We start from the raw sequence: 21,174 nt of genomic DNA, 5'->3' as shown, positions 1-21,174 counted from the left end.
GCGCCACATAGCGCTGGGCCCGGTAGCGGTGTTTGGTGCGAGCAACTTTCCCTTGGCGTTTTCGGTGGCCGGCGGCGATACCGCCTCGGCACTGGCCGCCGGTTGCCCGGTGGTGGTCAAGGCGCACAGCGCGCATCCCGGCACCAGTGAGCTGGTGGGCCGGGCCGTGGCTCAGGCAGTCAAGGACTGTGGTTTGCCGGAGGGAGTGTTTTCCCTGCTCTATGATTCCGGTTACGCGGTGGGGGTTGCGCTGGTGACCGACCCACGCATCAAGGCCGTGGGCTTTACCGGTTCGCGCAGTGGCGGCATGGCACTCACCCAGGCTGTGCAGGCACGGCCGGAGCCGATACCGGTGTATGCGGAAATGAGTTCGATCAACCCGGTGTACCTGTTCCCCGCTGCGCTTGAAGCACGCAGCGAAGCGTTGGCCCAAGGCTTTGTGGCGTCGTTGACCCAGGGTGCAGGGCAGTTCTGCACCAACCCCGGACTGGTGATTGCCGTTCACGGGCCGGCCCTCGATCACTTCATCAAGGTGGCCGGCGAACGGCTGTCGCTCAGCGCGGCACAGACCATGCTTACCCCCGGCATTTTTGCTGCCTACCAATCCGCTGTCGGTCGCCTGACCCAGCACGCCGAGGTCGCCGCGCAGGGCTTGCCGGCACAAGGTCCCAACCAGGGCCAGGCGCAGCTGTTCGTGACCCGGGCCGCGGCGTTTTTGAGCAACGAACACCTGCAAGCCGAGGTGTTTGGCGCGGCGGCGTTGATCGTGGTGTGCACGGATGCTGAAGAAGTGCGCCAGGTGTCCGAGCAGTTGGAAGGTCAACTCACTGCCACCCTGCAATTGGATGAAGCTGACCTGGCAAACGCCAAGGCACTGCTGCCGGTGCTGGAACGCAAGGCCGGGCGCCTGCTGGTCAATGGCTGGCCGACCGGCGTGGAAGTGGGTGATGCCATGGTGCATGGCGGACCGTTCCCGGCGACGTCCGATGCGCGCAGTACCTCGGTGGGCACGGCGGCAATCCAGCGGTTCCTGCGCCCCGTGTGTTATCAGGACTTCCCCGACGCCTTGCTGCCGGACGCGCTCCAGCAGGGCAACCCCTGGCTGCTGCGGCGCCTGCTCGATGGCCAGCGGGAGGCTTAGGCGATGGTGAACCGTGCAGATATCGCCGTGGTCGGCGCCGGCATTATCGGGGTCGCCTGCGCGTTGAAGTTGGCGCGCCAGGGGCGGCAGGTGGTGGTGGTCGACCAACAGGCGCCCGGTATGGGCGCCTCCTATGGCAATGCTGGCCACCTGGCGACCGAGCAGGTGTTTCCGATTGCCGACCTGTCGATCCTCAAGCGCCTGCCCGCGATGCTGATGGACCCCATGGGCCCGCTGCGCCTGGACTGGAAATACATGCCGCACGCCCTGCCCTGGTTTGTCCGGCTGCTGTTGAACCTGCGCCCGGCGCGCTACCAGCGCACGGTGGCGGGCATTCGTGCGTTGAACGAAGGCAGCCTGGGGGCGTGGCAACGCCTGCTGCACAGCATCGACCGGTCGCCGTTGCTGCGCGAAGACGGCTCGCTGCTGGTGTTTGAGCGGGCAGAGTCGAAAGCGGCCCTGGATGCCCTGCAACAGCGGATGCAACAGCAACAGGTGCCGGTGGCGTTCTGGTCGGGCGATGCCATACGCAAGGCCGCCCCGCAATTGAGCGACGGCATCCAGGGCGGATTGTTTTTCCCGCGCACCGGGCACTTTCTCGACCCCTACCAGGTGGTGTGTGAACTGGTTGAGGCGGCCAAGGCGCTGGGCGTGCAATTTCTGCAGCGTCAAGTGTTGGACGGGCGAGTGGATACTCAGGGCGTCACGCTGGTCACCGATCAGGGGCCGTTGCAGGCGGGCCAGGTGCTGATCGCCTGCGGTGCTCACTCAGCCACGCTCACCGCCGCCCTCACCGGCAAAAAAATCCCGTTGGACACCGAGCGCGGCTACCACCTGATGCTGCCCCACGAGCAACAGCGCCTGCCCTTTGCCGTCACGTCCCTGGAACGCAAGTTCATCATGACGCCCATGGCCGGCGGCCTGCGCCTGGCCGGCACGGTCGAATTCGCCGGCCTGAAACGCCCGGCAAATATGCAGCGCGCCTGGCAGTTGCATCGCCTGAGTCATGGGTTGTTTCGCCAGGACCTGAATGCCGAAGAGGCCACGCCATGGATGGGCTTCAGGCCGTCGCTGCCGGATTCGCTGCCGGTGATAGACCGGGTGTGCGATGGCAAGGTGTTGCTGGCGTTTGGTCACCAGCATTTGGGGTTGACGCAGGCGGCGGTGACGGCGGAGAGGGTCGGGCGGTTGGCAAACTCGGAGGGGATGGTGGCGGAGCCTTACCGTCTGAGTCGATTCTGACCAAACGCAAAATCAGGCTGAAAGCCGGCTCTCTGTGGCGAGCGGGCTTGCCTCGCTCACCACAAGGGGACGTGGCGGCCCGCTGTTAAATCGGATGCCCACTGGCCGCCTTCAACAGTCCATCCGCCATTTCCTGGATGTCGTCTCGCATCCAGACCTTTTCCAACCACCCTTCCGGGATGCCCTGCACCCCGTAGAAGGCACCGGCCAGTTGGCCGGCGATGGCGGCAGTGGTGTCCGCGTCGTCCCCAAGGTTGGTAGCCATCAACACGGCGTCAGCGTAACGCTCGGTGTTCACTACGCACCAGAGTGCCGCCTCCAACGACGCGACGGCGTAACCGGAACCGGTGACCTGCTCGCGAGATTTATCGCGATAGTCACCCTGGGCAATTGCCACAACCTTGGGCGCGTGCAGCCCGGCAGTCGAGAGGCTCAGCAGTTGCTCTTTGGGTGCACCGCTCAAGGCCAGGCTGATTGCACGCGCCAGTACCACACAGCACTCGATAGCCTCTTGAGCACCGTGTGTGGTACGCGAGCTTTGCCGGGCGAAGTGGTCGATCCGTTGCGCGTCCGGGTAATAAAACAGCACCACAGGCGCAAGGCGCATCATCGAGCCGTTGCCGGCGGAATAAGGGTCGGTCGGACCTGCGAACGGGTCACCCAGTTCCTGAAAGGCCGCCAGGGCTGCGCGGACCGTGGTGCCTATATCGAAACAGTCACCGGTTGCGCTCAGGTAGCCCCACTGCCACCAGTTCAGGTAGCGCGCCATCTGGTCTGCGGCGTCGAAGCCATTCTTGCGCAAGAGACTTTCGGCCAGGCACAGCGCCATGGAAGTGTCGTCGGTCCATTGCCCGGCCTTGAGCTGGAAAGGCCCGCCGCCGAGCATGTCCGTGACCGGCTTGAACGTGCCGCGTGGGGAAAATTCCACCGTGGTGCCCACCGCATCGCCGCAGGCCAAACCGAGCAAACTGCCGCGATAGCGGTCTGAAAGCGTGAGGGTCATTAGCATTCCTTGAATAAAATTCGTCCAGACAAATTCCGGGCCATGCCCATGCTACTTCACCAAGCGCTTCTCCTTGGAGGGGCGATATCCGAAATAGGCGCTGTAGCACTTGCTGAAATGGCTCGGCGACACAAACCCGCAGGCCACCAGCACTTCCACTTGCGACAGTTCGGTGTGCTGCAACAAGCGTCGGGCTTCGGTCACGCGCAGTTCCATGTAGTAGCGCTGTGGCGTGGTGCCGAGTTGTTCCTTGAACAGGCGCTCGAGCTGGCGGCGCGAGCGGCCGGCGTAGACCGCAAGCTGGTCGAGTTCCAGCGGCTCTTCGAGGTTGGCGTCCATCAGTTTCACCACCTCACGCAGGGGTGCGCTGACACTGACGTTTTCGGTGGGCTTGATGCGCCGGTAGCGCGACTCTTCAAAGGCCAGGATGTCTTCAATGCCCTCGACCAGGGCCTTGCCGTGCAGGCTCTTGATCCAGTCCAGCGCCATGTGGAAGGCACCGGATGGGCTGGACGCTGTGAGGCGGTCGCGGTCGATCACGTAGGGTTCGCTGGTGACGTGCGCGGCCTTGGACACCTCGGCCAGCGCTGGGCGGTGTTCGGGGTGGATCGCGCAGCGGTAGCCTTGCAACAGGCCGGCGCGCCCCAGGAACCATGCGCCGTTCCACACACCCGCGAGGTTCACGCCCTGCTCGGCGGCGGCGCGCAGCAGCTGGATGAAAGCGTCGTCGGCCTTGAGTTCGGTGCGGAAGCCGCCGCAGATCACCAGCAGGTCGAGGTCGTGCAGCGCGTTGGCGTCAAGGCGAGCATCGGGGCGAATCACCAGGCCGAGGTCGCTGACGACTTCGCCGTCACCACAGCCGAATGTGCGCGAGGCGAACAGTTGCGGGCGCAGCAGGTTGGCGGTGACGAAAGTGTCGAGGGTCTGGGTGAACGCAGGCAGTGAAAAGTGCTCGAGCAGCAGGAAACCGACGCGGGTCACCAGCGCCGGCTGCCGGGAAGTCTCGTTGAGGTAGCGCAGGTTCTTGCCTTGCATGCCACCGCTGAATTGGCGTCTTTCCATCGAGGGTTGGCCACTCTTATTGTTGATGCAGTGGCCGCCATCTTAGGGGCAAATGCGGTGGCTGTCTCAGGCACTGATCCTCACAAAGCCGAACTCACGCAAAGCCTGTGGCAGAACCGCGACAACTGCATCTGATACGGTTTTTTCTTTGTTATCTGCGTCTGTACCGAAATACTGCCCGGGCGGACAATGGCGCCATTCCCCTTTCCTGCCTTTCGGAGGCCTTATGACCAAGATGGCACTTTTCCTGTTCGGCTTTTTGGTGTTGACCATCGGTATCGGCCTGCTGGCAACCATCTCGCCAGTCTGACCCTCAGCTGACAAACACCATCGGGTACAACGACAGCACCAGCAACGCCGCCATCGACCAGTTGAACAGGCGTACCCAGCGCGGCTCGCGCAGCACGTTACGCAAACCGCTGCCACACCCGACCCATACGCACACGCTGGGCAGGTTGACCACCGCGAACACCAGCGCAATCACCAGCACGTTGGTCACGTAGCCTTCGGCCGGCGTATAGGTGGTGATGGCGCCCAGCGCCATGATCCAGGCCTTGGGATTGACCCACTGGAACGCCGCCGCGCCGAGGAAGGTCATGGGCTTGCCGCGCTCGTCATCGCTCTCGGACATGCCGCCGGCCGTGGCGATTTTCCATGCCAGGTACAACAGGTACGTCGCGCCCACATAGCGCAACAGCGTGTAGGCCCACGGGAACACTTTGAACACTTCACCCAACCCCAGGCCCACCGAAATCACCAGCACCATGAAACCTATGCTGATCCCCAGCGCGTGGGGCATCGAGCGGCGAAACCCGAAGTTCACCCCCGAGGCGAGCAACATGGTGTTGTTGGGACCGGGCGTGATCGAAGACACAAAGGCGAACAGCACAAAGGCTGACAGCAGGCTGGTGGACATAAACATGAGGCGGCATCCAGGCGGGGGTGGTATGCCTGCGACAGTAAAGGGATCTGCACGCCAATGCCCCGTACAGCTGGTGGTGGATCGAGGAATACACTTTGGCTCGGCAAATTTCTCGACGCTTTCACAAACCTTTCACAGACGAGGGCCTATGTTGAACCCAGCTCCTAGTGAACATCCCTTTAGCCCGCGCTCCCCATCGCGGGCTTTTCTTTGCCTGGCATAAGCTGCCTGTGGCGTGCCAAGCGCCGTGGCGGATTTATCACAGGCAAAAAAAGAGGCAAGCCACGCAACATGGCTTGCCTCTTTTTTGCCTCAGCGCTGGCCGCCACCGCCACCCGGGCCGCCAGGCCCACCGCCCTGACCATGCCCGCCGCCCCCATGCCCACCACCGCCACCGGGTGGCATAAACATCCAGCAGCCGGACAAGCTCGACAACAGCGCGACAACCACAGCCGCCTTGGTTAGGTATTTCAACTTCATGACCACACTCTCTTACTTGACGAGATTAACTTCTCGCCAGGTATGACCGTGCAAAGCCACGTGCGTCACGGCTTTCGTGTAACGCCTTGGTAGGGTTTGTAAGGGCACCGGTACAAGGTCGCGCTTGCGCATCCAGCTTGCGTCTTTGCGCTAGCAGCTGGGCTCGGTCGAACTCGCGGAGCAAGTGCCTGCTGTAAATCAACTATCATGAGCCTCCACTCATGGAAGCTGCCTTCCAATCGGCTTGTCGAGACCCCTCAAATGCGAGACCTACCGCCTACTGCCAGCCTGCGTGCCTTTGAAGTGGCGACCCGGCACGCCACTTTCACCGCAGCCTCCGAAGAGCTGCACGTCACCCAAAGCGCCGTCAGCCATCAGTTGAAACACCTTGAAGATATCTGGGGCTTGCAGCTTTTCCAGCGCGGCAAATCCCTGCGCCTGACCCCGGCGGGTGCAGCGCTTGCGCCGATTGTGCGTGAGTTTTTCATGAACCTGGCAGCCACCCTCGCTGACCTCAGGGAGCAAAACGGCCGGGTGCGGCTCAAGGTCAGCACCACCTATTCCTTCGGGTTGAAATGGCTGCTTCCGCGGTTGCCGAGCCTGTCACACCAGCATCCGCAAATCCTGGTCACGCTGGAGACCAGCGACAAAGCCATCAGCTTTTCCAGCGCCGAAGCTGACGTGGCGATCCGCCTGGGCAATGGCAACTACCCGAGCCTGCACTCGGAATTCATGCTCAGGGAACAGATTTTCCCGGTGGCCAGCCCTGACCTCCTGAACCGCTTTGGCACCCCGCAGACGCCGGCTGAATTATTGCGCTACCCGCTGCTCACGCGAGAGGGTGCCGACCTTGTGCCGAAATGGGAGGCGTGGTTCCAGCACATCGGCGTCGGCATCGGCGCACTCAAGGAAAGCGTCAGGTTCGCGGACACCAACATGACCATCGAAGCCGCGCTGCTGGGCCAGGGCATTGCACTGGCGCGTAGCGGGCACGTCGAAGCTGAAATCAGCGATGGTCGCTTGGTGAGAATATTTGACCTGCCGTTCGCCTCGCCGGTTGCCTACTACTTCGTCTGCCCCAAAGGCCTGGAATCCCAACCGCATGTCGCCAGCTTTCGCGACTGGCTCCTGGCAGAGGCCAAACAGGCCCAGCAACGTTATGGTTAAAACATGAGGTTATGCTCATGCCAGGATGAGGGGACTTCGCTTTAGTCCCTGCGGCCTTTTGCGTAGGATGGCGCATGCCCTTACACATCGTGTTACTCATCCTGTTCGCCGCCCTCTTGCACGCCAGCTGGAACGCCTTGCTGCGAGGCGGCGCCGACCGCCTGTGGTCGATGACCGTCATGTGCCTGGCCGTCGCCATCGCCAGCGCCGTGATCGCCCCGTTCCTGACAGCACCCGCCGAAGCCAGCTGGCCCTATGCCGTGCTGTCGGCGGTGCTGCACGTCGGCTATAACCTGTTCCTGGTGCGCAGCTACAAGGTCGGCGACCTGGGGCAGACCTACCCGATTTCCCGTGGTTCCTCGCCGATCCTGATCACCCTGTTCGCCGCGTTTTTCGCCGGCGAGACGGTCGGCCCCGGCGCTTTGCTCGGCATTGCGCTGGTGTCGGGCGGGATCATTTCACTGGCATTCAAAGGACGCAAAATCGCCGTGCCCAGCTTGCCCTATGCCCTGGGTACGGGTTTCTTCATTGCGGCCTACAGCGTCACCGACGGTATTGGCGCGCGACTCTCCGGTGCGCCGCTGGCCTATACCGTGTGGATGTGCGCGCTGTGGGGCGTGTTGATGCCACTGGTCTATATCGGCCTGCGTGACACCGCCAGCCTGTTCAAACCACGACCCGGTTTCGCCACGGCGTTCATGGGCGGGCTGGTGTCACTGCTGGCCTACGGGCTGGTGATCTACGCCATGTCCCACGCCCCCATGGGCGCGGTGTCGGCCTTGCGCGAAACTAGCGTGTTGTTTGCGGCGATGATCGGTTACCTGTTCCTTGGCGAAGCCCTGACCGTGCGAAAAGTACTGGCCTGCGTGGTCATCGCCATCGGCACCAGCCTGATCGGCTGATCCTGACTACCCTTCCACTATAAGGTGCTCGACATGACTACAGCCTCCTCAACACCCCTGATCCTGATCACTGGCGGCAGCCGTGGCGTAGGCGCAGCCACGGCGCGGCTCGCGGCAGCACAAGGCTACGATGTGGCCATCAGCTACGTCGCCAATGAGGCCGCCGCGCTTGGTGTGGTGGCCGATGTGCAATCCCTGGGGCGCCGCGGCCTGGCCATCCGCGCAGACAGCGCCGACGCGGAACAGCTGGTGCAGCTGTTCGCCGCCATCGACGATGCCTTTGGCCGCATCGACGTACTGGTCAATAACGCCGCGATCATCGCGCCCCAATCGCGCTTTGAACACATCGACGTCACGCGCATGCAGCGCATCTTCGCGATCAATGCGATCGGCCCCATGCTCTGCGCGCAACACGCGGTCAAGCGCATGTCGACTCGCCACGGCGGCAAGGGCGGCAGCGTGATCAACATCTCATCCGGTGCCGCACGGCTCGGCAGCCCCAACGAATACGTCGACTACGCCGCCTCCAAAGGCGCCCTCGAATCGTTCACCATCGGCCTGTCCAAAGAAGTGGCGCGCGAAGGTATCCGCGTCAACTGCATCCGCCCCGGCCACATCTACACCGACATGCACGCCAGCGGCGGCGAACCTGGGCGCGTGGACCGGGTAAAAGAATCGATCCCCATGGGCAGGGGCGGACAACCCGAAGAAGTGGCGCGAGCTATAGTGTGGCTGGCGGGCGAGGAAGCTTCGTTTATTACCGGGACGTTTCTGGATGTCACTGGAGGCAAGTGAGGCGTTTCGTCTTCAACAATCAGCATCAGGTGAGAAGTAGATGGAAGCGTTGATACACGGCCTCGACGGCCCCCGAACTGCGCAGCAGGAACTGTTTTACGACCTTGAAGACGCGGCAGCGGTGATTGGATGGTCAGTGGTCGAGCTGACGGCCCTGGCGGCAAACGCGAAAACCCCGGATGAGGCGTTGGCGTTGATGAAAATAGGTGGGTTGCTGGGCGCTCAGCAGGAAAAGCTGGACGGCTATGCGCGGGAAGTGAAGGAGCAACGAATTGCAAGGGCCGAAGCGAACCGCTGAATCGCGACTGAAAACCAGCCGAAAACCGGCTGGCTCGATTCGACAGGTACATGGCAAAAATCAAGTCGACTGCCGCTCGTTACGATTTTGTTGTTTTCTTACGCCCTTCCCGTTTCTTCGTTCGTATTGGTGGTGAATGAACCAGACGACCAAGAGCAAGCCAGACAGGCCAATAACAAACATCAACAGCTCTATTGCGGGACCTTCGTGTGAAAACATCTTTCGTTCCTCATCCTGAAGTAGCGTGACCCAAAAACGGCCACCACCGAAATTATTCGTAACAATTCGAACATTTTCAGGGTAGTCGGCAAATCCGCGTCTGACAACCCTCTTCGGCTTGGAAGCCTTGATCTAGACGCGTCACTCGTCGAAAAACGCATTATTCGCAGCGATCAGATTCTTCGCCCCAGATCCTCCTGCCAGAGGTGGATGTACGTGTTCACCCCGCGAATGAATCAGGTCATAGCGCCACTGCGCAAGCGCATGGCATCTCGGGCCGGTGGCAGGCCAAACATCCGCGCGTAGTCACGGCTGAATTGGGACGGGCTCTCGTAGCCCACGCGGTAACCTGCAGTGGCTGCGTCCAGCGCTTCGGCCACCATAAGGCGCCGGGCTTCCTGCAGGCGCAGCAGGCAGCGGAATTCGAGCGGACTCATCGACGTCACCGCTTTGAAATGAGCATGAAAGGTGGAGCGGCTCATGCCCGCGATGTCGGCAATATCGTCAATGCGCAACGCTTCCTGGTAGTGGGCGCGCAGCCAGGTAATCGCCTTGGCGATCTGGCCGAGACGGCTGTCAGCCTTGGCCATTTGCCAGAGCATGTCATTGCCACGTCGGGTGAGCAGGCGATAGAGCACCTCACGCACCACCAGCGGAGCCAGTTCGGCGGCGTCTTGTGGCGTGTCCAGTAAACCAGCCAGCCTCGTCACCGCGTCGAGCAGCTCCGGTGTGCTGCCATTGAGTCCGATGCCAGTCGACACCGGGGCGACTTTCTCGCGGCTGGTCGGTGGATTGCGCAAGGCCAGCTCGCTTAGCACCGCCATGTCCAGGTCGAGCACCAGGCACAAATAGGGTTCTGCCTCGCTGGCTTCGATAACCGAACCCATCACCGGAATATCCACCGAGGCCACCAGGTAGTTGGCCGCGTCGTAAACGTAGGCCGTGGTGCCTACCAACACCTGCTTACGGCCCTGCACGATGTAACAGAGCGTCGGCTCATACACCACGGGCATGGGCACTGTCGGGGTGTCAGAGCGGACCAGCGTAACGCCCCTCAACGGCGTCGAGTGAAAGCCATTTGACGGCGCATGACGGCTGATGAGGTCGATCAGTTTTTGCCGCAGGTTCATGGTGTGCCTCAAGACGTTCTACTGCGGAACGCAGAGTAGTTCGGAGGATGATGCAAGGATGCGGGACGATCCGTATACGTGCAAGTCGTCGCCACCACGCAAAATTCTCCTACAGAAATCAACCTGTGTTTCGTGAGGAGTTCCAATGTCTACCCCTTCAGCACTCGATCACTACCGCCTGCTCGGCCGCTCCGGCGTTCGCGTTTCTCCGCTCGCATTGGGCACGATGACCTTCGGCTCTGACTGGGGCTGGGGGACGGACGCCACCGGAGCCCGGCAAATTTTCGACGCCTATGTCGAGGCGGGCGGCAACTTTATCGACACCGCCGTCAATTATACGAACGGCGCTTCCGAGCGCATTCTTGGCCAGCTCATGAAGGGGCGGCGCGAGCGTCTGGTTATTTCAACCAAGTACACCATGGCCCGCGACCCCGGCGACCCCAACTCAGGCGGCAATCATCGCCTTAACCTGATGCGCTCGGTGGAAACCAGCCTTCGCCAGCTGGACACCGACCGCATTGAACTGCTGCACCTGCATGCATGGGACTTCACCACCAGCGCGGAGGAAGTGATGCGCGGCCTGGATGACCTCGTACGCAGCGGCAAGGTGCTGTATCTGGGCATCTGTAACACGCCCGCGTGGAAGGTGGTGCAGTTGCAAGCGCTCTCCGAACTGCGCGGTTGGGCGCCCCTGGTCGCACTGCAAATTGAGTACAGCCTGGTGGAGCGCACGGTGGAACACGAGCTGCTGCCGATGGCGCGAGAAATGGGACTGGGCGTGATGCCGTGGTCACCGCTGGGCGGCGGTATTCTGACCGGCAAATACGGGCGTGACGACCTGGGCAAAAGTACCGAAGCCGGTGTAGCAGCGGAACGCAAAGGCGTGATCAGTTCATCGGGGCACTTGACCGAGCGCTCATTGCAAATCGCCAGTGTGGTAGTTGATATCGCTGCGCAAATCGACGCGACACCGTCCCAGGTAGCGCTTGCGTGGACGTTGCAAAACCCCGCCGTGGTGGCGCCCATTATCGGCGCGCGGACACTGGCACAGGCCGATGACAACTTGAAGGCACTGAGCATCGAGCTGGCCGAATCGCACATCGCCCGCCTGGATCAGGCAAGCGCGCCGGCGCCGATTTTTCCGGGCCGGTTTGTTGCCACCCCGATGGTCCAGCAACTGGTATTTGGCGGCGCCAAGGTGCAGGGGCGGGCCGGATAAGCGCTGCAAGTAGCAATGGGCGATAACTCATGTATAGCAACAACGCTGTCGGTAACAGGAGCAAATACCATGGCCAGTATCCGTTTCGCCAATCACACTTACAGGCTGGTCATTTGCGCCTTGCTTGCCTGCTTTTTGCCCACTGCCTCGGCCAATGTTGAGCGAAGCGCAGACAACAAGACCTTTGTGGCAGCGGCGTTCGATCGCTGGGCGGCTGGCGGCACTGACTTCTTCAACGAGGTCGTGGCACCCGACGTGGTCTGGACCATTGAGGGGTCAGGGCCTAACTCCGGCACTTACCGCGGCCGCGATGACCTGATGGCGCGAGCCGTACGCCCCCTCACCGTGCGCCTCAAGACGCCAATCCGGCCGGTGTCAAAGCAGCTCTGGGCCGATGGCGACCACGTCATCATTCACTGGAAAGGCGAAGCCGTCGCTCGCGACGCAAAGCTCTATGTCAACAGCTACGTCTGGATCTTCCGTATGAAGGAAGGCCGTGCGACAGAGGTGACGGCGTTTCTCGACATGCCGGCTTATGACGACGTGTTACGTCGTATTCCCCAGCCGGAGGAAGGATAGACGCGATGGAGTGGCGGTAATCGAAAAGCCGGCAATGTTCGACTAGTTGGGTTGAAGGCTGAATATCGCACCCATGAAGAATACAGCCGAGGATAAATCCGCCATTACGCTGCTCCGTGCTAAGTTTTTCGTGATACCAGGCAGAAATAAAGCCAGTTCGCGCCATCAACAGTTGATCTCTCGCAATTTCGTCCTTTTCATTCGAAATAGCTTTTTTACACCAAATCATAAAGGTAGCGGTAGCCGCCTGTACAATCTTCTACAGACAGCCCGACTTTTAAATAAAAAATATCGGCATTAGAGAGTGGAAGCTGTGTTTTATCTAAATCTAATAAGCTATGAATCTATTTAAAAAACCTAAAACAAACTCATCGATCCTTTTGATGTCTGAGAGCTTATGATCAAAGGTATATTGAACCATTAACTTGTCTTTATAGGCTCTTTTACCGACAAAAATGGCTTGCCACTTGACAATATAGGCATTCGCTCCATCGCTACCGACTCGCCTGTAGGTTGTCTCGTTCCCCTCTAATAGATCCAGCCCATCTACAGTACCTAAGACTTTTATGTCGGAATAAGAACGATCTATATCAAACGGTGGAACGTCGATCGGTGATATTCTCAATGTGACGACATTGTCATCCTTACTTTTATAGCTCACCAACTTCATCGCGGGATATTCAACATGAATGGTCGCCACGCTCTCGCCGTTAAAATCTATTAGCTCGCAGTCCTCTTTCGACACCTTATAGGTAAAATTATCAATACCTTTACTGCTAACAAACGAGCAGTCAGCACTTGCGGAAATGGATAGCATGCTAACAGCAAATATAATTATCCGAAGCGCTACATGCTTGTTCATCAGTACTCACATCCTAAAAATTTAATGAGCTGGCTATTCTCAGACGGGCAAACCTTAATGGAAATTAGAAAAAAAGCGAATTCAGATGTTACAGAACATGTCCGGCTAGTATATTTTTGACAGTTAGAGTGCCGCGACATGCGCAAAAATTTACGGTTAAATGTCCATTCGGGCAATGATTTTTCGATATTGTTAAGTATTCATGTCTATTGGCGTCGGCAGTTTTGTTTCCGGAACTTTTCGTCGAATTAAGTACCGCTCGCTATTCGACATGTAGCCCTATCGCTCTTGGCTAAACATTCGGCTTGATGGTTGCCGGCAAGCGGCAGTAAGCCTTGAAAGACCGTGTTAGCAGTTTGTCGATGGGCGTGCCTGTATAAGGCGATAACGTGATTAGTTCTCCACAAAATTGCGGAAGCGGTGACCAAACCCCAGGCAATAAAAAACCCCGTAGACGTTAATCTACGGGGTTTTCAAGAGTGGAGGCCGAGGTCGGAATCGAACCGGCGTAGGCGGATTTGCAATCCACGAATATCCTACGATTTTTCAATAAGTTACATTCCCCTCAGTTCCGCATCCCGTAAATCCCAGCCCCGCTGGAGCCCTTGCAAATCGGGAGGTTCTATGTCGGTTGCGGAATGGATTCCTATGTTTCGTCGCCTCCTGTCGGGTATACGTCGAAAGAACGTCGACGTAGCCGGTGGCGTGGTCGCTAGAGCTTTTCTAGATCCTACAGCGCCGTAAGAAGCGCTGTGCAGAATGTCAGCACCGCTAACGAAGGAGCTTCACAAGTGATCCAAGGAGGGCTGGGCCTTCGGTGATATGCGCAACAAGAGTACTACGCTGATCTCCCTGCTGAGCGAAAGCTCATTAACTTACTTAGTAGTTTCTTTCTGCGCATCAATTGATTTCCAGTATCTTTCAATCAATCTATCCCAACCGCCAGGACGATTATTCCCGGTAGTAATCAAGAAAGTGTCATCATCTTTAAAAATGTTAACCCCATCGCTAGCTTTCCAATAATATTTATCTTCTGACATTTTTACGGGCTCACCAAATGCTTTCTCTAGCTGGCCCTGAAGATAATTCCCACCAACCGCTAACTCGGCACCATATCGAGCCATATACATAATTTGATATATATTTTGTGGGGCGTCATCAAGATAATAGTATACGACACTTCCGAAGAAAGGGTGATCTACATTTACAGTGACAAATCCATCTTCTTTTTTGACATGAAAACCCTCATAGACCTTCTCCACCACACTAATTGGCTGCCCGACTTTTACCTTATCAAAAGATGATGGATAAACCCCACCCTCAAAAAAGAGATTTCCCAACTTAAAATTTGAAAATTCTAATTTTGTTTTTTCCAATTCTGCCTTAACCAATGCCAACTCACTCGACAGCTGTTTTTTCTCAGACAAATTAGAAACCTTAGTTCTTTCTGCAACTTGTTCTATGATCAACCTCTGAGCATTAGCATCCTTAAGCTGCCTTTCTAGCTCGCTCACTTTATAATCACTTGCGGCCATTTGAGCTGGCAGCAGAACCTCTTTATACAAAGCAATACATATAGCGATTGTTCCAGCGACCGAAACTCCGGCTACATAAACTGGATGTTCTGCCCAGCTTCGCTGGGACGACGTGCTCTCATTAGCCATAGCAATCCTTAAAACAATTCAGTCGATCATTCATCTTGTCGATAACGCAGCCCTAACCAGACGACTGTAGCAGGAGGGAAGGTTTTATAGAAATATCGGGAGCTCCTGTCACACAATCAACACCCAGCCGCCTGTAACCTATTCCTAATAAAATCCCCACCCTTCGCGTTCTCCATCACCAGATTCCAACGCCCTCAGACACAGTCCGACGCAGCCCTGCCCCGCCGGTTTTCTATGGCCTCGATGATGGAGTGGACGTAGCCCTCCCCAAAGCCACTGCTATCGCTACTTTTCTGGCATTAAGCAGCCGATCTCGTAGCAATTTCTAAGCAAGCACCTATTTGGTAGGCCACTGCTATGCTTAGCTCTTTTTAGATGGGGTAGCACCATGTCAGGAGAATACTCACTCCCGGATTTGCTTGAACGAATGTACGAAAATCAGCTCGCGTTGGAAGCAGCTCTGATGGAGCTGGCTCTCCAAAGCGAAAAGCAAGGCTTGGATGAGGTTGGTAATAACGTACGTGGTGCTCTATTCGTGATCGGCGAAAACGCTGAGCACATCAAGCAGGGCTTAGCGAAGCTACGAACCAATCGTCCCTGACAAAGCACACCCCGATTATGCAAGGGTATGTAATGGATTTTGGGAAATATGCCTGTGGTTGCTGGCTTAAAATGCGCACATGCATCAAGTTACATAAACGCATATTTGGCATTGAAGGGCATAGATTGGCGTATGGTTTGCCCCATTTTTGCCCCACGCTCAGCGCTCGAGGCTCTAGAGAAACGATCCGTCCGATGATGGATTGGAACAACTAATCCTCAAGGCCTCACAAAACGAGCACTACAGCGCTCCCGCCACCCTCCAGTGCCACTTTCGTACCACCACTACTCCCAGGCACTCCTCCTGCCTCCTTTTTCACTGGATTTCGCAAATTCGTGAGCTGCCACTGCTATGCTTATTTTTTTCAAAACGAGCCGCAAACCATGGCAAGCGAGTATTCACTGAAGGACGTGCTGGAACGGTTTTATCAAAATCAACTGGCACTGGAAGCGGCTGTGATGGAGCTGACTCTTTGGGCTGAGCAGCAAAACGCTTTAGAATTGGGTGAGAATGTTCGAGGGGCACTTCACACGATTGGTGAAAACGCGGGCCATATCAAGCAAGGCCTGGCTCGATTGGGAAGGGCAGACCTCACCTAAATGTCAGTTATCGGCCAAAAACACACAACTATTGGATAAGGGGCAGAACAATTACGCTTACGGAATGAACCAAGACGACCGAAACCTCACTGGCGGCGGGAGCAGGAAAAAAACAGCGTAATCTTTTGAGCCCGATATCCTACTCCCACCTTTCAACTGATCAGCTAAGAACGGCTTTTACAGATACGAAGATAAGAATTCCCTTAGCGGTAACAGTCTGATTGGAGGAGTACTGCATGCGGGAATCCGCGGCGAGACTAGTACTGAGCTCTCTAAAGGAAATACTTTGCGATGAGACCGAGTAACGAGGACCAAAGACTTTCGAATGATTCTCAACAATGATTGGAATGAACGGTTTGCAGTCATCCATATGACTGACGCCCTGCCTGTCGACAACATGAATTAGCCCACGCGGTTTAAGGCAAAGAGCACCTAGCTCACCGCAACGAGCATGCAATCTTTCCCGATACAGAGTCGGTTCACCCCCCTGAAACTCGTCGAACGCGACATTGAGATTTGACGCAACCCTTTCAGGCTCAGCACCGATCAGCCAGCACACAATGGCGTCGAATTGAGTGCTCGCAAGAAGCCGATCGAGGCTCTTATCGAATATGTCAGCGTCGATGATCACGTTTCCCGTCGGTAGAGTGGTGTGTAAAGCGCTAGCCGCCACATAGTCGACTGAGATGTTTGCATTCCTGAGGGTGTTTAAGGCCATTTGAGCCAGTTCGGCATTAGGCTCGATCACGACGAATCGTCGGCCTTGTTTAGCCAACTCCAACGTACCGTTACCCGAGCCGCACCCAATTTCCAGCACGGTGTCGGCATTTCCAAGCTGTGTCGCCATCCATTTGTAATCACCATGGCTTTCAAAGCCAGCAGAGTTTACTTGCCACTCCTTTGCGTACTCCCCAGAGTTCATTGGAACGCCAAACTTCGATTTTGCAGTCATGTGTCGTACTCCTCCTTGGTGAATGCCATAAGACTCCCGGTTTCATATTTCAGGCAGCCGGATTGCATGATATTACCAAGCCATCATTAATGGTGAAGCCGTCGAAATAGCATCTAAGTCATATTGGATTTTCTGGACGCCTCTGAAAGACCACTTTGGGCTAATTCCTGTCGCAAATGGCCGACAGGTGTGGGCCAACTGGCAACAGTCAGGAGCAAAATCAATAGCCTTTTCGGTGATGGATTGGATACGTCAAATCCACAGCAACTTGAGATCAAGGTCTGCAGCATGACTTATGATTTTTCGTATCACTTTCGTACTAATGCACGAAGTATTGATCCCCCACTGCTCCACCTCTTTGCGAACGTTCAGATATAGATCTTTGCGTCTATTGCTGCTAGGCCATGCTGCAACAACTTCGAACCAAGATCTTATAGCTTCACCTGAGTAAAAACATATCTCATATGCAGATATAAATTTGTGAAACATACGTGAAACTGCGTCTTAGCGCGGCAGTGTTCCTGTATCGCGCTAGCTGTACAAGAGAAATATGCCACTTCAAAGGAAGCATAGCAGGACGCAGGATGGAACTCGCCAACTATAGTATCTATATTTTAATCAGTGGCTATCGATCACTAGGAAAAACTCAAAACTCTCAGCAATCACTTCCCAAACGGATCAACATATCCAATTCGAAAAATTAGTAGCGAATAGTATTTTATAGATCTTAGAAAAAAAGCGTAGAGCCTCCCAATTATTAACGATACTGGAAGGCGACTTCATATCAACTACGGTACCGCACTACACTCTTCGCACAAAGCTCAGCCGTGAGAGACTGATATACTTCGGCAATTCTATTAGGAAAATCATTACAAAAATAATAATTCATGTACCCACGCGCGATCGCGTGGGACAACCCAATTCTCTTTTGAGACTGAGTCAAATTAGGTGTACCCGGCGGGTAAGAAAATGAATCACTTTCATAGTTGCGCTCGTTATTATCCGGCATTTCTCCTTTATACTCAGGGACATCCCAGCCTACGCTTATCTCTTCAACAAGAGTTTTACTATGGGAAATAAAACTGGCGATTTTACTTGCTATAACGGGATCCCCTATCTCAGCAAAGCTGAGCGTCGATAGCTGATCAAGATTCTTTTCAAATAGAGACATGCTTCGTCTGATGTCTGCTGCCTTAAATCCATAGCTGGACCATTGACCTTTGTTGCTTCCCAGACCGGGAGGAAAGAGATTCGCCGAATTCTTTTTATCGAGTCCCCCGACAGCGTGATCACAAATGTATAAGAGGTAGGAATATGTTTGCTCGATTAGGTTTTTTAGGTTGGTGAAAACTCGTGCATGTTCTACAGCCTGTTTCGCACGCTCTGCTTTAATGCTCAGGCGATGCGTACGGGTTGCAACCATCGATGAGGCAATGATTGCCTCAATGCTTCCCACCGCCTGAACCCACCCTACCCAGTGATCGGCTTCCGCCAAAATGAAAATCGCACCCAGAGGGCTTACAAAAGCCAAGAGAATCAGGGTGTTTACTACGAAGCGGTTAATTTCGACAATCACTTGATTGTTTCGATTCATGGCAGATGCATTCCTTTGAAATCTAGGTCCAATTTTCAGTGAAAGGATGGGCGGAGGTCTAATCTAAAACGACCGCTCGTCCGATAAAAGCTACTTCACTCCGACGCGACATCAAAATGCTCAACCTTTGGTAGCCTGCAAATGAGCTCGCCCAGCGTCCTTCTTCACATTAAGGCAGGCATGTCACCCCAAAGACAAGCTAGCTGACAGAGCAATTTCATTCCCATGGGCGCTGCCGTAGGAAGACAGACTAGGTGAGCACTCTCCCGACAGCCCATCGATTTAGGTTATTACACTGAAATCCGTGCTTTGTTGCAATTTCCGAAATACCGACTTTACTTGGCGAAGTCTGCATTCGTCATGCCCTTTTTAGGTTCAACATCAAAGGTCGAGATCGAGATCAATGGAACCATGGCTAAAATCCAATGGAGATATGAGACATAGTCAGGGCAAAAACTGGTTTCCAATGGGCAGCCGATGGCTGGCTTTGGTGACCTGTTGCGTCCTAAACAGACAAAGCTTACGATGCCCACGGAGGTCTGAAATTGATTATCAGAAAATGAGACCATCCCTGTACTAAAAGCCTCTCTTTTGTGCGTTGCCTATTAAGGAAGAAAAGATTTTGAGTGATCTGTCAAAGGCTCAGCGAATAATACAACCAGATGAAGTTGATTTAATTGCACTCATGCAAGGTGTGTGGAGTCAACGATCCCTCATTCTAATCTCTGTAATATTAGTTGGCTTTATAGGATTATTAATTGCCTTATTTACACCCAAAGAATATGCAACTAGTTCTGTATTGCGCCCCACAGCCATCAATGACCTTGATGCACTGAATCGCTCTCAGGTATATACCCTGCCTCCTACCGAAGCTTTAAACAAAGTCGGAGCTCGGCTAGATTCTTACGATGCACGTTTTGCCTTTTTCAACGCGCACCCAGAGCTTTTCGAAAAATTCAACAAGCCTGGTCAGAGCTCGGAACAGAGTTTTGAGCTATTTAATCGTAATTCGATAAATCTAGTTTTACCAGATCCGAAAAGAACCGAACTTAGCAGTTCTATTCGCCTGGAGATGCTCTACCCTGATGGAGTTGACGGTCCTGCCATTTTGAATGGGTTTGTTGATTTTGCTTTGAAAATGGAGCGTGAGCAGATCAGCGCTGACCTTAAAATCATCGTCGCGAACCGTATTTCAGAGTTACAGGGTAAAATTGATGCTGCGCGATCTAATTATGAGTCGGCGAAGGATTCCCAGATTGCGAAGCTTCTCGAAGACGACGAGGTTGAGAGAGCCCAACTCAAAGACGAACTCGCTGGACTTCATCTTCAGATGAACGTTTTACGCAACAATCGAATATCTGAACTAACCGATGCAATCTCCGTAGCAAAAACCTTGGGCATTAAGCACCCAAGCACTCCATCTTCCTTCGCCAACGCATCAACATCAAGCTCCAATCAAATAATGCGCACCGAAGTTAATAACCAGGCTATCCCACTTTACTTTTTGGGTACAGATGCGCTTGAAGCTGAGCGAGCGATTTTAAGACAACAATCCATTGATGACTTATCAAATGCACGAATTGCGCAAATTAGAAAAGAACTAAAAATGCTGGAGGTTAATCGCAAAGTTGAAGTCTTACAGCAAAGAAAAAATGAAGATATCTTCCTCCAAGATATTGATACCTTACGATCAGAAAGGGCTAGATTGCATAGCATTAACACAGACATGAGCGGATTGGGTTTAGTATCTATTGATCGCCGCGCCCAGGAACCTATAGGACCCCAAAAGCCGTCGAAGTTAAAATACCTATCTTTTGCATTGGTTTTAGGGGCATTTTTTGGCGTTATGCTAGCGCTCATCCGGTACATGATTACAGATCACAGAAAAAAATTGGTCGATTTGGCAGGTTCCACTTCCCAAACAACAAGCAAGCGCCCAGCCTGAACCGCCCCGACTGGTCTGCAGGTGCGCAGAAAAAATCACCCATTTAGCCCGCAGGCGAGGTGGGGGGACGACGGCGCGCGCCGAGTGCTGAAGCACGCCACTCCGTCTCACTTGTGGCACGTCAGTGGCCTGATTGTTGCACGCCAACTCCCCAGACTGGCGGCGGCGAGCCGAGGCCTGTCCTGTCTGCGACTGCCCGGCAGGCCAAAACAGGCTGAAGGGCCAGGTTTTATTGGCCCTCGCATCCACCTATGCATGCCGTTACAGCCATCAAATGCTATGTTGGAATGAGGTTTTTCACGTTGCTGAAGGGCAAACTTTCATCTATCCCAGCTGATTTTTTCGGCCTAATCTCCGCCTCTCCCCTACAGCTCGTCGCCTCAAATCGCGTCATGATCAAACGTCATTTACTGTATGTGCATACAGTATTGGATTCGTGCCCATGAACGATGATGAAGACACCCTCGAATGGCTTGGCCTCCCCACCCCCCTACAGATGTACCGACAGCATTGCCGTCTACTGGAGAACGAAATCCAGGAACTGAACCAGCAATTACGCAAAGCGCGAGCAGACGTCTTCGGTATCAGTCAGATGCTGCTGGAAACCCAGGCGAAGAACATTGAGTTTGGGGGATATCTCCGTGAGCGCGGCGCCGAAGCGGCAGTAATGCGTAAGCAAATCGCCGAACTCACCACCTCGGCAAATGTGAACAGACGGGAAGCCGACGAGTTGCGACGGATCGTCAATGAAATGAGACCTCGACCTACCACGATTGTCTAAGGTCAATCAGAAAGGGG

General features: G+C 55.3%; 21 protein-coding genes. 12 read left to right on the top strand and 9 right to left on the bottom strand.

The features are described 5' to 3' along the window. Together WBR57_RS06080 and WBR57_RS06075 are read left to right on the top strand one after the other, a co-directional pair. Positions 1–1,141, top strand: a 1,141-nt coding sequence (locus WBR57_RS06080) for an aldehyde dehydrogenase (NADP(+)) (RefSeq protein ID WP_424083052.1), incomplete at its 5' end; no start/stop codon positions are given. A 3-nt stretch (positions 1,142–1,144) separates the two neighbouring features. Continuing rightward, entirely contained in the window at positions 1,145–2,383 is a 1,239-nt protein-coding gene (locus WBR57_RS06075; RefSeq protein WP_424083051.1) for an NAD(P)/FAD-dependent oxidoreductase, read from the top strand. Positions 2,384–2,468: 85 nt separating this feature from the next. Here WBR57_RS06075 and WBR57_RS06070 read toward each other — a convergent pair whose 3' ends face one another. The 4 genes from WBR57_RS06070 to WBR57_RS06055 all read right to left on the bottom strand — a co-directional run bounded on the left by WBR57_RS06070 (position 2,469) and on the right by WBR57_RS06055 (position 5,850). Then, positions 2,469–3,386, bottom strand: coding sequence for an ADP-ribosylglycohydrolase family protein (locus WBR57_RS06070; protein ID WP_424083050.1), 918 nt, complete (start codon positions 3,384–3,386; stop codon positions 2,469–2,471). A 51-nt stretch (positions 3,387–3,437) separates the two neighbouring features. Further along, positions 3,438–4,421, bottom strand: coding sequence for a GlxA family transcriptional regulator (locus tag WBR57_RS06065; RefSeq protein WP_424083056.1), 984 nt, complete (start codon positions 4,419–4,421; stop codon positions 3,438–3,440). Positions 4,422–4,761: 340 nt separating this feature from the next. Beyond that, the gene (locus WBR57_RS06060) at positions 4,762–5,370 is read right to left on the bottom strand and encodes a LysE family translocator (protein WP_424083049.1); all 609 of its coding nucleotides are present in this window, start codon (positions 5,368–5,370) and stop codon (positions 4,762–4,764) included. A 312-nt stretch (positions 5,371–5,682) separates the two neighbouring features. Then, the gene (locus WBR57_RS06055) at positions 5,683–5,850 is read right to left on the bottom strand and encodes a hypothetical protein (protein ID WP_424083048.1); all 168 of its coding nucleotides are present in this window, start codon (positions 5,848–5,850) and stop codon (positions 5,683–5,685) included. 261 nt (positions 5,851–6,111) lie between these two features. Here WBR57_RS06055 and gcvA point away from each other — a divergent pair, with 261 nt between their 5' ends. The 4 genes from gcvA (at position 6,112) to WBR57_RS06035 (ending at position 9,012) form a co-directional block, all read left to right on the top strand. Then, a complete protein-coding gene (gene gcvA / locus WBR57_RS06050) occupies positions 6,112–7,017 on the top strand; it encodes a transcriptional regulator GcvA (protein ID WP_424083047.1) in 906 nt (301 codons plus the stop codon). A gap of 74 nt (positions 7,018–7,091) precedes the next feature. Then, positions 7,092–7,919: a DMT family transporter gene (locus WBR57_RS06045; RefSeq protein WP_424083046.1), complete on the top strand. Its 828-nt coding sequence runs from the start codon at positions 7,092–7,094 to the stop codon at positions 7,917–7,919. A 33-nt stretch (positions 7,920–7,952) separates the two neighbouring features. Next, positions 7,953–8,714 carry an SDR family oxidoreductase gene (locus WBR57_RS06040; protein ID WP_424083045.1) on the top strand — a complete coding sequence of 254 codons (762 nt, stop codon included), beginning with the start codon at positions 7,953–7,955 and terminating at the stop codon, positions 8,712–8,714. A gap of 40 nt (positions 8,715–8,754) precedes the next feature. After that, on the top strand, positions 8,755–9,012 hold the full coding sequence (locus WBR57_RS06035; protein ID WP_424083044.1) for a hypothetical protein: 258 nt from the start codon (positions 8,755–8,757) through the stop codon (positions 9,010–9,012). 455 nt (positions 9,013–9,467) lie between these two features. Here the strand turns inward: WBR57_RS06035 and WBR57_RS06030 are convergent, their stop codons facing one another. Continuing rightward, positions 9,468–10,361 (bottom strand): AraC family transcriptional regulator N-terminal domain-containing protein, encoded by an 894-nt coding sequence (locus WBR57_RS06030; RefSeq protein ID WP_424083043.1) that lies wholly within the window; start codon positions 10,359–10,361, stop codon positions 9,468–9,470. 145 nt (positions 10,362–10,506) lie between these two features. Between WBR57_RS06030 and WBR57_RS06025 the strand changes: the two genes are divergently transcribed. Further along, positions 10,507–11,580 carry an aldo/keto reductase gene (locus WBR57_RS06025; protein WP_424083042.1) on the top strand — a complete coding sequence of 358 codons (1,074 nt, stop codon included), beginning with the start codon at positions 10,507–10,509 and terminating at the stop codon, positions 11,578–11,580. 69 nt (positions 11,581–11,649) lie between these two features. After that, entirely contained in the window at positions 11,650–12,159 is a 510-nt protein-coding gene (locus WBR57_RS06020) for a nuclear transport factor 2 family protein (protein ID WP_424083041.1), read from the top strand. A 328-nt stretch (positions 12,160–12,487) separates the two neighbouring features. Here the strand turns inward: WBR57_RS06020 and WBR57_RS06015 are convergent, their stop codons facing one another. Both WBR57_RS06015 and WBR57_RS06010 read right to left on the bottom strand, forming a co-directional pair. Continuing rightward, entirely contained in the window at positions 12,488–13,021 is a 534-nt protein-coding gene (locus WBR57_RS06015) for a hypothetical protein (protein ID WP_424083039.1), read from the bottom strand. A gap of 875 nt (positions 13,022–13,896) precedes the next feature. Then, positions 13,897–14,685, bottom strand: a complete 789-nt coding sequence (locus tag WBR57_RS06010) for a hypothetical protein (RefSeq protein ID WP_424083037.1) — start codon at positions 14,683–14,685, stop codon at positions 13,897–13,899. 388 nt (positions 14,686–15,073) lie between these two features. On the opposite strand from WBR57_RS06010, the gene WBR57_RS06005 reads away from it, so the two are divergent. Together WBR57_RS06005 and WBR57_RS06000 are read left to right on the top strand one after the other, a co-directional pair. Next, positions 15,074–15,286: a hypothetical protein gene (locus WBR57_RS06005; RefSeq protein WP_424083035.1), complete on the top strand. Its 213-nt coding sequence runs from the start codon at positions 15,074–15,076 to the stop codon at positions 15,284–15,286. Between the two features lie 383 nt (positions 15,287–15,669). Further along, positions 15,670–15,885, top strand: coding sequence for a hypothetical protein (locus tag WBR57_RS06000; RefSeq protein WP_424083033.1), 216 nt, complete (start codon positions 15,670–15,672; stop codon positions 15,883–15,885). A 160-nt stretch (positions 15,886–16,045) separates the two neighbouring features. Here WBR57_RS06000 and WBR57_RS05995 read toward each other — a convergent pair whose 3' ends face one another. Both WBR57_RS05995 and WBR57_RS05990 read right to left on the bottom strand, forming a co-directional pair. Continuing rightward, positions 16,046–16,837, bottom strand: a complete 792-nt coding sequence (locus tag WBR57_RS05995) for a class I SAM-dependent methyltransferase (RefSeq protein ID WP_424083031.1) — start codon at positions 16,835–16,837, stop codon at positions 16,046–16,048. Between the two features lie 784 nt (positions 16,838–17,621). Then, positions 17,622–18,431, bottom strand: coding sequence for a hypothetical protein (locus WBR57_RS05990; RefSeq protein ID WP_424083029.1), 810 nt, complete (start codon positions 18,429–18,431; stop codon positions 17,622–17,624). 631 nt (positions 18,432–19,062) lie between these two features. Between WBR57_RS05990 and WBR57_RS05985 the strand changes: the two genes are divergently transcribed. Together WBR57_RS05985 and WBR57_RS05980 are read left to right on the top strand one after the other, a co-directional pair. Next, positions 19,063–20,376 (top strand): Wzz/FepE/Etk N-terminal domain-containing protein, encoded by a 1,314-nt coding sequence (locus tag WBR57_RS05985; RefSeq protein WP_424083055.1) that lies wholly within the window; start codon positions 19,063–19,065, stop codon positions 20,374–20,376. Positions 20,377–20,818: 442 nt separating this feature from the next. After that, on the top strand, positions 20,819–21,157 hold the full coding sequence (locus WBR57_RS05980; RefSeq protein WP_424083027.1) for a hypothetical protein: 339 nt from the start codon (positions 20,819–20,821) through the stop codon (positions 21,155–21,157). Positions 21,158–21,174: the final 17 nt, after the last annotated feature.

The sequence above is a fragment of the Pseudomonas sp. genome (assembly GCF_049590575.1).
Classification (GTDB): domain Bacteria; phylum Pseudomonadota; class Gammaproteobacteria; order Pseudomonadales; family Pseudomonadaceae; genus Aquipseudomonas.
Note: the sequence above shows the minus strand (reverse complement) of the source record. Positions and strands in the feature narration are given on the sequence as shown.

Coding starts and splice junctions, on each gene's coding strand:
- WBR57_RS06055 (WP_424083048.1), bottom strand. CDS start 5,850: ATGAAGTTGAAATACCTAACCAAGGCGGCTGTGGTTGTCGCGCTGTTG.
- WBR57_RS06030 (WP_424083043.1), bottom strand. CDS start 10,361: ATGAACCTGCGGCAAAAACTGATCGACCTCATCAGCCGTCATGCGCCG.
- WBR57_RS06065 (WP_424083056.1), bottom strand. CDS start 4,421: ATGCAAGGCAAGAACCTGCGCTACCTCAACGAGACTTCCCGGCAGCCG.
- gcvA (WP_424083047.1), top strand. CDS start 6,112: ATGCGAGACCTACCGCCTACTGCCAGCCTGCGTGCCTTTGAAGTGGCG.
- WBR57_RS06045 (WP_424083046.1), top strand. CDS start 7,092: ATGCCCTTACACATCGTGTTACTCATCCTGTTCGCCGCCCTCTTGCAC.
- WBR57_RS06000 (WP_424083033.1), top strand. CDS start 15,670: ATGGCAAGCGAGTATTCACTGAAGGACGTGCTGGAACGGTTTTATCAA.
- WBR57_RS06015 (WP_424083039.1), bottom strand. CDS start 13,021: ATGAACAAGCATGTAGCGCTTCGGATAATTATATTTGCTGTTAGCATG.
- WBR57_RS05980 (WP_424083027.1), top strand. CDS start 20,819: ATGAACGATGATGAAGACACCCTCGAATGGCTTGGCCTCCCCACCCCC.
- WBR57_RS06060 (WP_424083049.1), bottom strand. CDS start 5,370: ATGTTTATGTCCACCAGCCTGCTGTCAGCCTTTGTGCTGTTCGCCTTT.
- WBR57_RS06070 (WP_424083050.1), bottom strand. CDS start 3,386: ATGACCCTCACGCTTTCAGACCGCTATCGCGGCAGTTTGCTCGGTTTG.
- WBR57_RS06020 (WP_424083041.1), top strand. CDS start 11,650: ATGGCCAGTATCCGTTTCGCCAATCACACTTACAGGCTGGTCATTTGC.
- WBR57_RS05995 (WP_424083031.1), bottom strand. CDS start 16,837: ATGACTGCAAAATCGAAGTTTGGCGTTCCAATGAACTCTGGGGAGTAC.
- WBR57_RS06010 (WP_424083037.1), bottom strand. CDS start 14,685: ATGGCTAATGAGAGCACGTCGTCCCAGCGAAGCTGGGCAGAACATCCA.
- WBR57_RS06005 (WP_424083035.1), top strand. CDS start 15,074: ATGTCAGGAGAATACTCACTCCCGGATTTGCTTGAACGAATGTACGAA.
- WBR57_RS06035 (WP_424083044.1), top strand. CDS start 8,755: ATGGAAGCGTTGATACACGGCCTCGACGGCCCCCGAACTGCGCAGCAG.
- WBR57_RS05990 (WP_424083029.1), bottom strand. CDS start 18,431: ATGAATCGAAACAATCAAGTGATTGTCGAAATTAACCGCTTCGTAGTA.
- WBR57_RS06040 (WP_424083045.1), top strand. CDS start 7,953: ATGACTACAGCCTCCTCAACACCCCTGATCCTGATCACTGGCGGCAGC.
- WBR57_RS06025 (WP_424083042.1), top strand. CDS start 10,507: ATGTCTACCCCTTCAGCACTCGATCACTACCGCCTGCTCGGCCGCTCC.
- WBR57_RS06075 (WP_424083051.1), top strand. CDS start 1,145: ATGGTGAACCGTGCAGATATCGCCGTGGTCGGCGCCGGCATTATCGGG.